The 13893-nt window shown below is 68.6% G+C and carries 23 protein-coding genes; all 23 read left to right on the forward strand.

Annotation, left to right across the window (positions count from 1 at the left end; translation table 11 throughout):
- The first annotated feature begins 69 nt into the window (after nucleotides 1-69).
- Nucleotides 70-414 carry a hypothetical protein gene (locus ABZX12_RS18500; RefSeq protein ID WP_355694540.1) on the forward strand — a complete coding sequence of 115 codons (345 nt, stop codon included), beginning with the start codon at nucleotides 70-72 and terminating at the stop codon, nucleotides 412-414.
- Nucleotides 415-427: 13 nt separating this feature from the next.
- Nucleotides 428-754, forward strand: a complete 327-nt coding sequence (locus ABZX12_RS18505; RefSeq protein WP_355694542.1) for a hypothetical protein — start codon at nucleotides 428-430, stop codon at nucleotides 752-754.
- Nucleotides 754-1065 (forward strand): hypothetical protein, encoded by a 312-nt coding sequence (locus ABZX12_RS18510; RefSeq protein WP_355694544.1) that lies wholly within the window; start codon nucleotides 754-756, stop codon nucleotides 1063-1065. Before ABZX12_RS18505 ends, ABZX12_RS18510 begins: the two co-directional genes overlap by 1 nt.
- Complete coding sequence (locus ABZX12_RS18515; RefSeq protein WP_355694546.1) at nucleotides 1065-1334, forward strand: hypothetical protein; 270 nt, start codon at nucleotides 1065-1067, stop codon at nucleotides 1332-1334. The genes ABZX12_RS18510 and ABZX12_RS18515 overlap by 1 nt, the downstream gene beginning before the upstream one ends.
- Nucleotide 1335: 1 nt before the next feature.
- Nucleotides 1336-1503, forward strand: a complete 168-nt coding sequence (locus ABZX12_RS18520; protein WP_355694547.1) for a hypothetical protein — start codon at nucleotides 1336-1338, stop codon at nucleotides 1501-1503.
- A 73-nt stretch (nucleotides 1504-1576) separates the two neighbouring features.
- Complete coding sequence (locus tag ABZX12_RS18525; RefSeq protein WP_355694549.1) at nucleotides 1577-2143, forward strand: hypothetical protein; 567 nt, start codon at nucleotides 1577-1579, stop codon at nucleotides 2141-2143.
- A gap of 35 nt (nucleotides 2144-2178) precedes the next feature.
- Nucleotides 2179-2889, forward strand: a complete 711-nt coding sequence (locus ABZX12_RS18530) for an SGNH/GDSL hydrolase family protein (protein ID WP_355694551.1) — start codon at nucleotides 2179-2181, stop codon at nucleotides 2887-2889.
- Between the two features lie 76 nt (nucleotides 2890-2965).
- The gene (locus tag ABZX12_RS18535; protein WP_355694553.1) at nucleotides 2966-3355 is read left to right on the forward strand and encodes a hypothetical protein; all 390 of its coding nucleotides are present in this window, start codon (nucleotides 2966-2968) and stop codon (nucleotides 3353-3355) included.
- 149 nt (nucleotides 3356-3504) lie between these two features.
- Nucleotides 3505-3837 (forward strand): hypothetical protein, encoded by a 333-nt coding sequence (locus tag ABZX12_RS18540; RefSeq protein WP_355694555.1) that lies wholly within the window; start codon nucleotides 3505-3507, stop codon nucleotides 3835-3837.
- 35 nt (nucleotides 3838-3872) lie between these two features.
- Nucleotides 3873-4679: a hypothetical protein gene (locus tag ABZX12_RS18545; protein ID WP_355694557.1), complete on the forward strand. Its 807-nt coding sequence runs from the start codon at nucleotides 3873-3875 to the stop codon at nucleotides 4677-4679.
- Between the two features lie 2 nt (nucleotides 4680-4681).
- A complete protein-coding gene (locus ABZX12_RS18550; RefSeq protein WP_355694559.1) occupies nucleotides 4682-4984 on the forward strand; it encodes a hypothetical protein in 303 nt (100 codons plus the stop codon).
- Nucleotides 4985-5435: 451 nt separating this feature from the next.
- Nucleotides 5436-5690, forward strand: coding sequence for a hypothetical protein (locus ABZX12_RS18555; RefSeq protein ID WP_355694561.1), 255 nt, complete (start codon nucleotides 5436-5438; stop codon nucleotides 5688-5690).
- A 292-nt stretch (nucleotides 5691-5982) separates the two neighbouring features.
- Nucleotides 5983-7530: a hypothetical protein gene (locus ABZX12_RS18560; protein WP_355694563.1), complete on the forward strand. Its 1548-nt coding sequence runs from the start codon at nucleotides 5983-5985 to the stop codon at nucleotides 7528-7530.
- Between the two features lie 16 nt (nucleotides 7531-7546).
- The gene (locus tag ABZX12_RS18565) at nucleotides 7547-8083 is read left to right on the forward strand and encodes a hypothetical protein (protein ID WP_355694565.1); all 537 of its coding nucleotides are present in this window, start codon (nucleotides 7547-7549) and stop codon (nucleotides 8081-8083) included.
- A gap of 19 nt (nucleotides 8084-8102) precedes the next feature.
- Nucleotides 8103-9269 (forward strand): phage portal protein, encoded by a 1167-nt coding sequence (locus tag ABZX12_RS18570; RefSeq protein WP_355694567.1) that lies wholly within the window; start codon nucleotides 8103-8105, stop codon nucleotides 9267-9269.
- Complete coding sequence (locus ABZX12_RS18575; protein WP_355694569.1) at nucleotides 9266-9898, forward strand: hypothetical protein; 633 nt, start codon at nucleotides 9266-9268, stop codon at nucleotides 9896-9898. The genes ABZX12_RS18570 and ABZX12_RS18575 overlap by 4 nt, the downstream gene beginning before the upstream one ends.
- A gap of 220 nt (nucleotides 9899-10118) precedes the next feature.
- Nucleotides 10119-11624 carry a hypothetical protein gene (locus ABZX12_RS18580; protein ID WP_355694571.1) on the forward strand — a complete coding sequence of 502 codons (1506 nt, stop codon included), beginning with the start codon at nucleotides 10119-10121 and terminating at the stop codon, nucleotides 11622-11624.
- Nucleotides 11625-11636: 12 nt separating this feature from the next.
- A complete protein-coding gene (locus ABZX12_RS18585) occupies nucleotides 11637-12014 on the forward strand; it encodes a hypothetical protein (RefSeq protein WP_355694572.1) in 378 nt (125 codons plus the stop codon).
- A complete protein-coding gene (locus tag ABZX12_RS18590; protein ID WP_355694574.1) occupies nucleotides 12011-12355 on the forward strand; it encodes a hypothetical protein in 345 nt (114 codons plus the stop codon). The genes ABZX12_RS18585 and ABZX12_RS18590 overlap by 4 nt, the downstream gene beginning before the upstream one ends.
- A 5-nt stretch (nucleotides 12356-12360) precedes the next feature.
- A complete protein-coding gene (locus ABZX12_RS18595) occupies nucleotides 12361-12780 on the forward strand; it encodes a hypothetical protein (RefSeq protein WP_355694576.1) in 420 nt (139 codons plus the stop codon).
- Nucleotides 12781-12793: 13 nt separating this feature from the next.
- Nucleotides 12794-13150, forward strand: coding sequence for a hypothetical protein (locus ABZX12_RS18600; protein ID WP_355694578.1), 357 nt, complete (start codon nucleotides 12794-12796; stop codon nucleotides 13148-13150).
- Nucleotides 13150-13527: a hypothetical protein gene (locus tag ABZX12_RS18605; RefSeq protein ID WP_355694579.1), complete on the forward strand. Its 378-nt coding sequence runs from the start codon at nucleotides 13150-13152 to the stop codon at nucleotides 13525-13527. The genes ABZX12_RS18600 and ABZX12_RS18605 overlap by 1 nt, the downstream gene beginning before the upstream one ends.
- Entirely contained in the window at nucleotides 13524-13892 is a 369-nt protein-coding gene (locus tag ABZX12_RS18610) for a hypothetical protein (RefSeq protein WP_355694581.1), read from the forward strand. Before ABZX12_RS18605 ends, ABZX12_RS18610 begins: the two co-directional genes overlap by 4 nt.
- Nucleotide 13893 lies beyond the last annotated feature (1 nt).

The raw sequence follows: 13893 nt of genomic DNA on the forward strand, positions 1-13893 counted from the left end.
TCAGAAAGACATCGACCAGGGCCGCAAGCAGCAGGGCAAGCAGCAGCCCCCGAAGAGCAAGGGCAAGTAGTGCCCCGCGGCTGGTCCACTCCCCGCACTCGGCGCCCCGGCCTGATCCGCTGGTCGGGCGCCGAGTGCGGCGCATGCGGCGACCCCGTCGAGATCGTCGTACTCAAAGCCGATCCGCTGCGCGACGACGGGTCGCGGGTGCCGATCGAGCGGGCCGTGACCGGCCGTGTCGGCGAGCCCGGATGGATCGCCGCCCGGGTGATCGCCGGCCAGATGATCGGCTACCGCCTCACGAAGACTCGCCCGTTGATCGACGGATACCAGGCGTTCCGCCCGCACCAGCTGGTGTGTGTCGAGGCGCCGCCCCCACCCCACGAGCAGCACTCGCTGTTCGACAACCAGTAGGAAGGACCACAGCGTGAGCGCTGTAGCCAAGCTCCGGGCGAAGCTGCCCGGGAATCCAGACATCAACGGCCTGGACGCGATCGCGGCCGAGCTGATCGCGACGCCGGAGAAGGTGCGGTGCGCGTTCGTCTGGTACGACGTGTACGACGTCCGCGAGATCGTCGCGACCGGGGACCACGTGCCGACGATCGAGGTACGGCGGTTCGAGCCGATCGGTGACGCCGAGTCGGTGCCGACCGAGATCCGCGAGGCGGTCGCGGCCATGGCGGACAAGCGTCTGGGAAAGCAGGCCCTGCCGTTCGAGCAGGTCTCCCCGCGAGACGACGAGGACGACGACTGATGGAGGTCCGAACCCTCAGCCGCGACGAGGTCGCCGAGCTGAACGCGGTACTCGATCCGCGCATGATCCGCCGCACACAGGCAGTCCAGGCCGCGTACGCCATCGCCGGGGTCGTGGCTCAGGGCGAGGTCTTCACCTCGGACGTGCTCGACGTCGCGGCGTTCCTGCTCGTCGACGACGCGATCGTGTGCGGGTTCCAGTGGCGCGACGGGAAAGACCAGCGCGAGTGCTGTCTCGGCGACGGTCACGCCGATCAGGGAAGCTGGCACGTCGACCGCGACGGCACGCAGTACAACGAGGTGCCGTTCTGATGGCCCGGAAGCTCGCGATCGACAGCAAGGCCGTCGCGTACGCCGTCATCGGCGAACTGCTCGCCGAACCCGAAACCGAGATCCTCTGGGACAACCAGGACAGCAACGGCATCGCCGATCACGTCCTCCAGGCGGCCGACGTCGAGTTCCAGCCGCGCGCCCGGAAGCTCATCCTCACGTTCGATCTGTCCGGCGAACCCGGCTCGCTCGAGCTGCCGCCGGCGGTCGTCGACGTCGAGCTGCCCGACGCCACCAACCCCGCGGACTGACATGGACGCCCCGGGACGGTACTGCCTCGCTGTCTGCTACTGCGGGAATTGCCCGCACTGGCAGCCGTTCGAGCTCACCCCGGCCGAGCGTGCGCGGATGCTTCACACGCTCGCCCACCCGCCCCGGAAGTACACGCCGAGCTGGTACCGCGACCCGCTCGGCCGCTGACGAGGTGGACACCCCCGGCAGGCAACGGGGGCGGGGGTGTCCACCCCAACCACATACCCACCAGGAGACCTCAGTGATCGTCGTCGGCCTCGACCTCAGCCTGACCAGCACCGGAATCGCCCGCATCAACACGACGTCGCTGACGCCGGCCACCGTCACACGCATCACCAGCAAGGCCCCGCCCACCGAGCGCGGCCCCAAAGGCAAACCTCTGCCGCCCACGCTGCAACAGCGCACCAATCGGCTCACGACGCTGCGCGACCAGATCGTCCAGGTCAGCAATGACGCCGACCTCTTCGTCATCGAGACACCGGCGTACTCGTCGAAGACCGGCAGCACACACGACCGTTCCGGGCTGTGGTGGCTGGTAATCGAGAAGCTCGACTACTGCGGGCGGTACGACGTCGCAGAGGTCACCACCGGCGGCCGGATGAAGTACGCCACAGGCAAGGGCAACGCCTCGAAAGACGCCGTCCTCGCCGCCGTCGTACGCCGGTACGCCGACGTCGATGTCACCGGCAACGACGAAGCCGATGCGCTGATCCTCGCCGCCATGGGCGCACGCCACCTCGGCGCGCCGATCGACGACCTACCCAAGACCCACCTGGCCGCGATGGACGCCGTCCGCTGGCCGAACTGACCCATCCACACCGCTACCCACAGCCGGGGGAAACCATGAACCTGAAACGCGCAGGCGCCGCGTTCACCACCGCCACAGCCCTCACGCTCGGCATCGCCACACCCACCACCGCCGTCTACCTCCCCCGCCCCCGCATCAACTACGGATCCGGCTACTGGGGCGGACCCCTCGGAGCACCCAACGAAACCGGCGACCCCACCACCGCCGACATCGCGATCTTCGGCGACTCCATCACCAGCCGCTGCCGCGCCGACCTCACCACCGCGCTCACCGCCAAAGGCCACACCGTCTACACCTGGAGCTGGTCCGGCCAGAACACCCGCGGCATCGCAGCCGCGATCCGGTCCGCCGAACACCTCCCGTCGCGGGTCATCGTCGAGGCCGGCACTAACGACCTGTTCGACCCGCCCGCCGCGCGCAGCCCCATCACCCAGCTCGCCGCCGACCTCACCGCAGCCGGCACCGACTGGCGCTGGGTCGACACCTACGTCAGACGCCCCGCGACCGCTACCGCCGACACCCGCAACTCCGGACAGGTCAACAGCTACATTCACGCCGCAGCCGGTGAGAGCCGGGTCGTGCGCTGGGCCGACGCGCTCACCGCCGCACAGAACCGCGGCCGGGCGCTGTCGTACTACCTCCAGGACGGCGTACACCCCTGGACGGCCGCCGGGACGGGCCACGCTGACGGGTGCGCGTTCCTGGCCGCCGTCGTCGCCCAGGCGGTGCCAGGGGCACCACAGTGACGTCCCGGCCGCTGAGGGCGGTCGAACAACCCACCAGCACAACAGAAGAAAGGGGCTGAGAATGCCACTCCCATGGGTGCGACTCGACTCATCGATCGCCAGCCACGACAAGGTCTTAGCCCTGCTCTCAGACCCCTCACCGAAACGCTGGCAGGCCATTTCGTCGTACATATTCGCACTCGGCTGGTCCGGCCAGCAGGGCACCGATGGGCGCATCCCGATGTCAGCTCTGCCCTTCATACACGCCACAACCACCACCGCACGCCTGCTCGTGAAGTACGGCCTCTGGACCGAAAACGGCACCGGAACCGGCTGGAACATCAAGAACTGGGCCGAGCGACAGCAGTCCGTCGCGATCACGGAGGAGGCCCGAGCTCGCCTCTCAACGGCAGGTCGGAAGGCAAATTGCGTCCGCTGGCACGGCGAGGAGTGTGGTTGCTGGAAGAACGAATCCGAATCCGCCTAGGGGAGTCCGATCGGATCTCCAGATCGGATCGCAACGTACGGACGGACTAACGGACGGACGGAGACCTCCCCCTCACCCCCCGCCCGAATCCGACACTTAGCCAACGCGCACGAGAAACGCCTGTGGAAAACGCGAAACGGAGAACTCAAATGAGCGATAAGACCCGAGAGCAAGCAATCAAAACCTTCCTGCACGCCGTCAACGAGCAGGCCAGCGAGTTGCCGGAACGCCTGTGGGCAGGCGACATCACCATCACGATCCGATCGTTCATCGTGACGGCCGAGTTCACGCCCGAGCACGGCAACGAACTCCCCAAACGGTTCGAGCTCGAAATCGAAGAGGACAAACTCACCCAGGTCGCCGGTCCGCAGATTGCCCCGTTGACCTGCATGCAGATCGACACACTCACCGGCTTCCAGTGCTCCACTCCCGCAGGCCCCGTCCACAAGATCTGCGCGAGCCACCTCGGCGACATCTTTTAGGCTACTGGAATGCACTTCAGCCTGTTGGAGATCTCATGAGCACAGGGCACGACAACTACCCCCGCGAGCAGTACCAGACGCAGGCCCCGATCGGCGCCACATCCGCCGGCCTCGCCGCCTCCATCGCCCTCGGCCGCCTGCTCCGCATGGCCCCCCACGCCGACGTCGCCAGCATCCACTTCGAGATCCGCGACCAGGGCGATGGCGCGTACGCCGGACCCGGCCCGTACGTCATCGCCAGCGCGGCCGAGCCGGACGAGTGCCCCAGCTGCCACACCATCGCTGGCCAGCACCCCCACACCGAGTACTGCCGCCGCATGCCGCCCTCGCTGATCGTCGACATGCCGCCGGACGTCAGCGAGGAGGAAGCTCGCGAGTTCGCCGACCGGTTCAGCGCGGTCCGCTCGCAGCCAGCCACCCACCGCGCCGACCTGTGGCCCGGCGAGACACCGCTCGACGACGTGATCCGCGCCGACCTCGCAGGCAACCCCGCCGACAGCAGCCGCCACCACGTCTCCGAAGAGCACCCCACCCGCCACATCGCACTCTGCTCGCGCACCTGGCCAGTCCTCGTCGAGCGCTTCCCTGGCGAACGTCACCTGTGCAGCCAGCGTCTCGACAGCCACGACCCTCGCCTGCACATCTGCGGATGCGAGCACGCCGCCAGCGTCGGGCAGACGTCACAGCCAGCCACCCGCACCAGCCAGCCACCCACCCAGCACCGCGGCGAGACAGGGCCCGTGGCCGTCATCAACATCAACGGCGAGGTCGGCCCCGACCTGGTCGACAAGGTCAGCCAGGCAATCCGCGAAGCTCAGCGACGCAACGGACGGGGGCACTGACCATGGGCCACTGCATCGTCCTCGACGTCGACGGCGAACCCGTCCGCTTCCAGCTCACCGTGCCGCCCGACCATCTGACCGACGAGGACCGCGCCGGCCTGATCGAACTCGCTCGCGCCGTCCGCGCTGACGCCGAGAAGTACCACCGCACGGCCAAGGGCAAGCACCCCCGCACCGAGTGCACCCCCGCATGTGAACCGCGACGTACCCGCCTCGCAACCCCCACCCCCGGTTGCAGGCACACCGTCATCGAGTACGACGACCAGGGCCGCGGTACCTGCCGCCTCTGCCATTCGGCAGTGTGACTACCCCCGGCGATCCACGCACCGGCCGCAAGTGGCAGGCCCTCGCCGCCTGGATCATCCAACGCGACAACGGGATCTGCTGGCGCTGCGGACGCACAGGCGCCGACACAGCAGGCCACGTCCTCCCCGTAGCCACCCACCCCCACCTAGCCCTCGACCCCACAAACCTCCGAGCCGAACACGGCGAGAAGCGAACCATCGAGCAGCACGGCTTCGACTGCCGAGGCAACTACTCACACGGCGCCGACGCCGGCCAGCCCAGCACCGACGCAACACTTCGCGGACCTCGACGCGACTGGCTCGACCAGTGACCAGGACGAGCGCACACATTCGCACAACTGTCAGCAACCTTCGATGCTCACAGAGAGTGGTCGTTTTGGCCTCCAGCCTTGGCCGCTGGAAGTCGCCGCCCTTCCGAAAATCTCTCTCCCCGCTACGATCTGGAGCCGTGATGACCGACGCCAAGGTCTGCGAGTTCGTCGTCTGGACCGCGCTCGAGGAGCACCAGGTGCGGCGGCATCTGCCGACGACCGGGCTCGACTGGGAGGCCCTCGATTTGCAGCACGAGGGGCATTCCCGGGCCCGCTGCCAGGCGACGGTGTGCGGTGAGCACCAGATGTGGGGATTCCGGGTGACCGCGACGTACTCGGAATGGGTGACGCTGGAGCAGTGGCTTCGGTCGATTGCCCCGCCGTACCGGAAATGACCGCTGACGGGGTTTTCGGCATTCGCCGCTTACACTCTGGCCATGGCGACGGCGGCGCGGACTCGTGGGCGGACGGTCCGTTCTGCCGTCGCCGCCGCAATTCAGGCCGCTCGTGACGGAAATCGGCTCCAACCGTGCCACGAACCGGGCGCCGCGGTCGCTCTGAAGGTCGCGAAGGCCATGGACGCCCGCGATTTGCCGTCCGGTGAGCTGGTGAGGCTTTCCGGCGAGCTCCAGAAGCTGTTGAACGGGCTGCCGCTGGCCCCTGAGACCGCTCCGAAGGGGGCCGGCGATGACGGAACTGATCCTGCCGCCGGTCGCGCCGGCTCGGGAGACTCACGCCCCGCTGGATTGGCGTCCGGAGTGGGGTCCGGCCCCGAGGTGGGCGACACCGCGCTCCCCGCATAGGCCGACGTACGGCGGCGAGCTCGCCCGGCTGTCCCGGTCGCTGCGGTTGCCGTTCATGCCGTGGCAGGCGTACGTCCACGACGTAGCGAACGAGGTCGATCCCCAGACCGGATGGTGGGCGTACGACGAGGTGGTCGTGACCGTCGTACGGCAGGCCGGCAAGACGACGCTGAAGATTCCGCTGTACGCCCACCGGATGCAGATCACGCCGGGCGGCGACCTGTGGATGACGGCCCAGAACGGCAAGAAGGCCGTCACCCGGTGGGACAAGGCCAGCATGGCGATGCTGAACATCCCCGAGCTGAACCCGTATCTGAAGCGCTGGGTGACGGTGGCGCGTGAACGGCTGCGATGGATGCCGACCGGCGCCCAGCTGGTGCCGTTCGCTCCCGACGACGAGAACATGCATGGTGAGTCTCCCGACCTGGTCGACGTCGACGAGTGGTGGGCGTTCGATGCCGTGGCGGCTGAGGGCCTGGTGGCGTCGTATTCGCCGGGGTTCCTGACGAAGAACGCGCAGGCCTGGAAGACCTCGACGATGGGCACCGAGGAGTCGGCCGGCCTGAACGAGGACGTCAAGAAGGGCCGGGCCGCGGTCGAGATGGACAAGCGGACCGGGATCGCCTACTTCGAGTGGTCGCTCGAGGACGAGCCGGGCGGGATCCCGATCGAGGAGCTCTCTGACGACCAGCTGATTGCCGAGTGCATCAAGATCCATCCGGCGATCGGGTTCCACCCGGTGGCGCCGGCGGACAAGATGCGGCACCACATCGCGAGCGAGCTGAAGACGCTCGGTCGGCGTGAGTTCATCAGGGCGTACGGCAACAGGTTGCAGTCTTCGGTGGGCGGCTGGCAGGTCATCGCACAGCCGCAATGGGTCGCGGCGATGTCCGACCGTCCGATCCCGCCCGGTGTGCCGGTGGGGTTGGGGTTCGAGGTGGATCCGGACGGCCGGGATGCTGCGATCGCGGTTGCGTGGCGGGCGCCGGACGGCCGCGGCCTGGTCGAGGTGGTGAAGGTGCAGGACGGTGCGACCTGGGTTGCTGCGGACGTCGCCGCGCTGTGTACGCGCTGGGGCGTCGTACAGGTCGCCGTGCAGAACTCGGGGCCGGCCAGGCACGTCGCGGACAGCCTGATCGCCGGCGGGATGGAGGTGCTTCGACTGTCGCAGATGGACTTCAGCGCGGCGTCTGCCCTGTTCCACAGCGAGGTGACAGCGAAGGGCATGCCGAAGACGCGTCACATCGGTCAGGCTGTGCTGAATTCGGCGGTTGAGCACGTCACCAAGCGGCGTACTGGGCCAAGCGGTGCCTGGGCATGGAGAATCGACCCATCCGTGTCGATCACCGCTCTGGTCGCCGTGACTGCTGCACTGTGGGCAGCAGATCACCCACGCGAGACCGAGGAACTCGGACCGTTCCGGGTTTACTGACGAGAGGACGAACACGATGGGCAAGTTCGAGGCCGGGAGCAACCCGGCTGACCACACGGTCGCCGAGGTCAACGAGTTCCTGAACGGGGGCGACGTCACCGGCGACGAGTACGACCGCGTGGTGCAGGCCGAGCGCGAGGGCAAGAACCGCGTCGGCATCATTTCCGGTTCCGGCCAGGAGGAGACCGCGGCGGCGGTGGCGGCGGACGAGGCCGCGGGCCCGAACGAGCGCGCGACCGGGCAGGAGTCGCCGGCCGACGAGGCGAAGACCGTCGACGACCCGGACGCCTCCGGTGACGCCGGGACGACGGCCGAGCCCTACCCGGACGACGCGCCGGCCGCGCTCGGCCTGGAGCAGCCCCAGTCCGCAGCGGAGGAGGCCGCGCACGCCGCGACCCTCGCCACCGCGAAGGCTGCGCAGGCGTCCGACGTCAACCCGCTGCGCATGCAGCCGGCCGCGCCGCAGAAGACGCAGACCCCCGAGCAGGCGCTGAAGCTCGCCGTCGAGCGCTCGCAGTTGCTGGGGCGCGCCACCGCCACCGCCGACGAGTAACAGGCCCTGAGGAGGGGAAGTGCAGCAGCTCTGGCCGCCGGTGGTCGATCCGGCAACTCTCAGCCGTCAGGTTTGGGATACGGTCACCGCCCAGCAGATCCCGGCGGTCGGACGCGCTCTCGCCTTGTACGGGGGCCTGATCTCTCAGTGCGACCTGGACCTGTACAACGGGCCGGTGGTGACGACGCCGCGGCCGCCGTTCCTGGCGAACCCCGACACGGTCCTCGACTCGCTGGCCGCGTTCGTCCGGTTCCACGTCGAGGACTACCTGGTGCACGGCAACGCGCTGCACCTGGTGTCCTCGCGGGACAAGTTCGGCGCGGTCCGCAACACGACCTGGTTCCCAGCCAACGAATGGTCCGTGGATGCCTCCCACGGCCGCGGGTTCCCGGACTACTACCTGAACGGGCAGAAGATCAACCGGCGCGAGGACGTCGTACACGTCAAGTGGGGCAACGCGCCCGGCGAGCCGTGGCGCGGCTGGGGGATCTTCGAGCGGTACCTGAACAGCCTCGACCGGGTCGCGCTCCAGGAAGCGGCCGAGCGGAATGCCCTCCGCAGCGGATCTGTGCCGTCGGTCGCGGTGATCGCTCCGCAGAAGAACCTGACCCAGACCGAGGCGGACGAGGCGGCCGAGCAGTTCGAGAAGCGGTTCGGCGGGTCGAGCCGGCGGCCGGGCGTGTTCCCGAACGGCACGGAGATCAAGCCGTTGTCGTTCAGCCCGGAGGACCAGCAGGCGACGCTGGCCCGGCAAATGTCGCTGACCGACGTCGCGAACATGCTCAACCTGAACTCGTTCTGGCTGAGCGCTCCGCAGTCGAGCCACACGTACCGGTCGCCAGGCCCGATGTTCCTCGAGCTCCAGCGTGTCTCGCTCGAGCCGGTGATGAACGACCTCGACTCGGTCTGGTCGAACAAGTGGTACCCGCACCAGAACGCCCGAGTACGGCTGAACCGGAACCAGCTGACGCGTGACGACTTCGCGACGTCGCTTCAGACGCTGGGCAAGGCGGTAGCGGACGGGCTCATGTCCGTGGAGGAAGCCCGGCTGTACATGGGCTGGCCGGCCGAGCCGACGATCGGCGAGCTCCGCGAACCGAAGGCCACGCCAGCAGCGGCGCCGGCCACCGAACAGGACGGCCCGCAGCTCGAGGCGCTGCCGGGCGGGAAGGAAGGGGCGGCATGACCGCAGGAACCCTGATGACCGAGCGGCGCGCCGCGAAGGTCGTCGACCTCGACATCACGGACAGCGGGTTCGTCGCGGCGACCGCGGTCCCGTACAACGTGAACACCGACCTCGGGTTCATGACCGAGTCGTTCCGTCCGGGGTCGCTGGCGAAATCGATCAAGGAGGCGGCGCGGTCGTTGCCGCTGCACCTGATGCACGACGACATGGCGATGGAAGGCATGGTCGGCATGCCGATCGGCGTCGCCGACAGCTGGGACGACAACGACGTACGGCTGTACGGCGTATGGAAGTTCGACAGCGACGTGAAGGCTCAGCGGGCGCGGGCGCTGGCGACTCCGGACGAGCACGGCAACGCCGCGCTGGGCTACATGTCGATCCGGTTCGCGCCGATCCGGGACCAGTGGAAGCTGGCTGAGAACTGGGATCCGTCGGTGCCGGAGGGTAAGGATCACGTCGAGCGGGTCGAGGCCCGGTTGGTGTCGGTGTCGCTGGTCAGCACGCCGGCCTACATCGGCGCCACGGTCGACTGGGTGCGGTCTGCTGGTGCGCCCGGGCGTGAGACCGGCGCGCGGGCGGTCGACGAGTGGTCGACGTGGCTGGAGCAGGTCAAGGCCGGCCCGCAGTAGCCTGCTGTCGTCGAAAGGGCGCATCCCTGGGGAGATCGACACCAGCGGCCCCTTGACCGGTTCCTCCGAGGCGGTCAGGGGGCCGCTGCCGTACCATCTGGACCTGACAGGCCGCGCCGTTCACCGCGCCGCCCCCACGCCGCCCACAGGGCACCTGGGAGCACCCGGAAGAACACCCGACCGGATCACCAATCCGTTTCGAGTGCCCCGGGAGGGCTCCATGACGTTCCACCTGCCCAACGCCGCTCGGCACGGGCTCCCCATCGCGAAGAACGGTCTCCAGGCGATCGGCTACCGGAAGGACGGCCGCCCGATCTGGCCGGTTGTCGGCGCCGACGGCACCCAGACCGTCGAGCACATGCCCATGGTGCAGCGCCTGCTCGACGAGCGGCAGTCGACGCTCGACTTCGTGGAGCGCACCGTCAACGAGGCGAACACGCAGAAGCGTGACCTGTCGACCTCCGAGTCCGAGACGCTCGCCAACTCGCGCAAGCGCATCAAGGAGCTCGACGACCAGCTGACCCCGCTGCTGGCGTTCGAGGAGGACAAGGCCCGCGCCGCGCAGCTCGCCCAGACCTACGCCCCCCAGCAGACCGGCCCGACGGGCGCCGGTCAGCCGGCGGCCGGGCTCGGCGGCGACCAGGCCCGCACGAACCCGCGCGTCAAGGAGTACAAGACCCGCGGTGAGGTCATCGTCGATCACATCCGCGCGGCCGGCCTGTCCGGCACCAACTTCGGTCAGGGCATCCCGGACGCCGACGCCCGCGACCGGCTGATCGCGAACGGTGTCATCCCGCCGAGCCCGACCGACGACCAGATCCGGAACGCGAACAAGCACGCCGACCAGATCCGGTCCCGGTTCGAGACCGAGGGTCGTGCGACCCAGGTGTCGGGCGACATGCCTGGCATCATCCCCGTGCCGATCGTGGGCGCGGTGATGAGCGACGTCGACGCGGCCCGGCCGTTCATCAACTCGCTGGGCGCGAAGCCGCTCGACTTCGCGGGTGAGACCTTCAAGCGGCCGCTGATCACCCAGCACGTTGCGATGGGCAAGCAGACCACCCAGGCGGCTACGACCGGTCTCGGTTCGCAGAAGATGATCATCGGTTCGGTCACCTTCGCGAAGGAGACCTGGGGCGGCTGGCTGGACGTGTCCCGTCAGGACCTCGACTGGACGTCGCCGTCTGCGTGGGACGCGCTGCTGAACGACTTCAGCGAGCAGTACGGCCTGGTGACCGAGAACGCGGCCGGTGACGCCTTCGCGGCCGCCGTCACCGCGGGCAACACCCCGGTCGAGGTCGGCGGTACCGGTACGGCGTCGACGCTCAACGACTACGCCGTCGCCCTGTACGCCGCGGCCGCGCTCGCCTACGCCGGTGCGGGCCGGATGCCCGACCGGATCTGGATGAGCCTGGACATGTGGGGCGCGCTCGGCCCGAAGATCGAGTCCGCCGTGCCGACGATGGGCAACGACCTCGGTCAGGTCAACATCGGCGACTTCCAGGCCGGGAACCTGCTGAAGCTGCCGCGGACGGTCGTGCCGTCGTTCCCTTCCGGGACGATCATCATCGGCTCGTCGCGCTGGACCGAGGTGTACGAAGAGCGGATCGGTCTGCTCCAGGCGGTGAACCCGTCCATCCTCGGCGTGCAGATCGCGTACGGCGGCTACGTGGCGTACAACACGATCAAGCCGACCGCGTTCTGCAAGGTCGTCAACGCGACCTGATCGGCGGATCTCGTGACGACCTGGCTCGAGCCGGCAGAGGCGAAGGCGCTGGTTTCGGCCAGCGCCAACGCTGAGGATCCGGCATGGATCGGCGACGTGGCGGCGGCCCGCGAGTACATCGAGGGCCGCCGCCCCGACCTGCTCGTCGGTACACCGGCGGTCTTCACTGCCGGCGCGGCGGTGAAGCTCGGCACGGCGATGCTCGCTCACCGGCTGTGGATGCGACGCACGTCGCCGCTCGGCACGAGCCAGAACGTCGAGTTCGGCGGCAGCGACTTCCTTCGGCAGGACCCCGATATCGCGAAGCTGTGCGGGATCGGGATCGAGGGCAAGTTCGTCATCGGTGGAGCTCGCGCGGCCGAGCTCGACGCCCAGGCGGCACAGCAGTGACCGCGCGGGAGGAGATCGCGGCCGCTGCCTCGACCGTCGAAGGCGTCGAATGCTCGCCGACGTACCAGGTCCAGACCACGCCCGGTCAGGCGTACGTGCAGTGGATGCGGACCGAGTACCCGAACCGGCTCGGTGGCGAGGACTACTGGGCGGTGATCGTCACGCTTCCATCCGACGCGGCCGCCGCACAGGAGTGGATCGAGGCGCACAAGGCCGCGCTGGTCGCCGCGCTGAAGACGGAGCTGATCGTCACGCAGGCGCTCCCGCAGATCTCGCCGGAGACCGACAACCCCAGCAAGAAAATCCTGGCCGTCGAGGGCCACAGAGAGTCTGAGGAGTAACCAGCATGGCGAAGGTAGGAACCCGCCTGCTCACCGTGACGGTCGCCGGCAGCAGCGCGACCGACCAGTGCGCGACGGCCAAGTTCACGACCGGCGACCAGGACAGCGATTTCGTCACGTTCGCCGACGCTGCCGCCGGCGGCGCCCGGCAGTACAACTTCGAAGCGACGATCGCTCAGGACATGGTGGCCGGCACCCTGTGGGACCTGATGTGGTCCGCGCCGGGCACGACGGTGACCGTGCGGATCGCGCCGTACGGCAACGCGGTGGCGTCGCCGACGCAGCCGCACTTCGAGGCAGCGTGCGTGGTGAAGGAGCCGGACGGCGACTTCATCGGTGGCGACGCCGACGCGTCGACCACGGCGAAGATGCCGGTCTCGTTCGTGTGGCCGTGCAACGCCAAGCCGACGAAGTACACGAGCTGAGAGGACCGGAGAGATGGCTACTCAGCTCACGGTGCAGAAGGGCACGCTGTTCATCACGCCGACGGCGAACGCGCAGGATGCCACGGGCAACTACGTGACCGTCGCGATCGGCGACGAGGTGCTGCTGCGGTTCGCGAACACTTCGGGTTCGGCGATCACCGTCACGTTGGACGACCCGACGTCGACCAGCCCGGAATCGGCGACTCAGTTCAACCCGGACGCCACGGTGTCGGTGCCGGCCACGACCGGCGTGCGGTACGTGTGGCTCGACGCGGCCCGGCTCGCCCGGTTCCGTGACCCGGCGACCGGCCGGATCAACTACACCACGTCGGCCCAGACCGGCCTGACGTGTGAGGTTGTCGGGTTCTAGTGGCTGGCGGGGGCGTACGCATTCAGGGTCTCCGGGAGGTCGTTCGCGGCCTGGAGAAGCTCGGCCTGTCGGTCGACGACCTGAAGGACGCGTTCGCCCCCATCGCCGCGGAAGGCGCCCGGCTCGCGGCCGCGCACGTCCGGTCCCGGTCGGGAAGGCTCGCCGGGACGCTGCGCGGTAACCGCGCCAAGAGCAAGGCTGTGATCACCGCGGGTCGGGCGTCGGTGCCCTACGCCGGCCCGCAGAACTACGGCTGGAAGCGACGCAACATCCCTGCCCAGGGCTTCATGCAGCGGGCGGACGCCGAGCTGGCACCGCGCTCGGTGCGGTTGCTCGAGGCAGCTGTCAACGACGCTATTCGGAGGAGCGGACTGTGAAGATCAGCGACCTGATCCCGACCCTGACGGGGTTCGAAGAGCTCGGCATCGAGCAAGTGTGCGGCAAGCCGTTGGAGGAGATCGTCGACAGCGGCACGGCGGACCACCCCAAGCCGAGCCGTGACATTCTCCTGGCCCGCGTGATGGGCGCCGTGCTCATCGCGCGCAACGACAAGGTGACGCTGCGGGCGGCGTGGGACAAGGTCCTCGCGATGCCCCAGTCGGAGCTGAGTGAACTGCTCGACGACGAGGACGAGGAAGACGAGGTGCTCGAGGACGAGCCGGTCACGGAGTCGGGAAAAGACGGCTCCGAGACCGGGAGCGAGCCGCTGAGCTCGCAACCGTCATCGTCTTCACCGGTCTGAG

It is taken from the genome of Kribbella sp. NPDC003505 (genome assembly GCF_040610875.1).
Lineage (GTDB): Bacteria > Actinomycetota > Actinomycetes > Propionibacteriales > Kribbellaceae > Kribbella.